This is a genomic window from Streptococcus sp. UBA632, assembly GCF_002300045.1.
Taxonomy (GTDB): domain Bacteria; phylum Bacillota; class Bacilli; order Lactobacillales; family Streptococcaceae; genus Streptococcus; species Streptococcus alactolyticus.
The window spans coordinates 3,459-4,057 of the sequence record NZ_DBPA01000012.1; the positions used below are offsets into that span (position 1 = coordinate 3,459).

At 44.1% G+C, this 599-nt stretch carries 2 protein-coding genes; both read left to right on the forward strand.

The genetic code is table 11. The annotated features are described in order from the left end of the window. Nucleotides 1–456 (forward strand): RapZ C-terminal domain-containing protein (locus tag B3473_RS01215; protein WP_293651004.1); only part of this gene is annotated, 456 nt, incomplete at its 5' end. Further along, on the forward strand, nt 453–599 hold a 147-nt coding region (locus B3473_RS01220; protein ID WP_293651007.1), incomplete at its 3' end, for a 2-phospho-L-lactate transferase CofD family protein. The genes B3473_RS01215 and B3473_RS01220, both read left to right, overlap by 4 nt.

Here is a 599-nt window from a genome sequence, read left to right on the forward strand (position 1 = left end):
TTGACCCCACGCCAGTTGCGCAAAACCATTTCTGAGCAATTTTCAAGTGAGCAAAACCAAGCTTCTTTCCATATTGAAGTGATGAGCTTTGGTTTCAAATACAGCCTGCCTTTGGATGCGGATTTGGTTTTTGACGTACGTTTCTTGCCAAATCCCTACTACAAACCAGAATTGCGTAACTTAACCGGATTGGACAAGGATGTCTATGATTACGTTATGGACCACGAGGAATCCGAAGCCTTTTACCAACATTTGATTGGCCTTTTAAAACCAATCCTACCAGGCTACCAAAAAGAAGGCAAATCAGTCTTAACCATTGCGATTGGTTGTACAGGAGGTCAACACCGTAGCGTTGCCTTTGCCCATCGCCTAGCAGAAGACTTGAAAACAGACTGGGTGGTCAATGAAACCCACCGTGATAAAAATCGTCGTAAGGAGACTGTTAATCGTTCATGAGAAAACCGAAGGTTACTGTTATTGGAGGCGGAACGGGGATACCTATCATTTTAAATAGTTTAAGGCACGAAGAGGTGGATATCACTGCTATTGTAACGGTTGCAGACGACGGTGGCAGTTCAGGAAAATTGCGTTCGGTGATG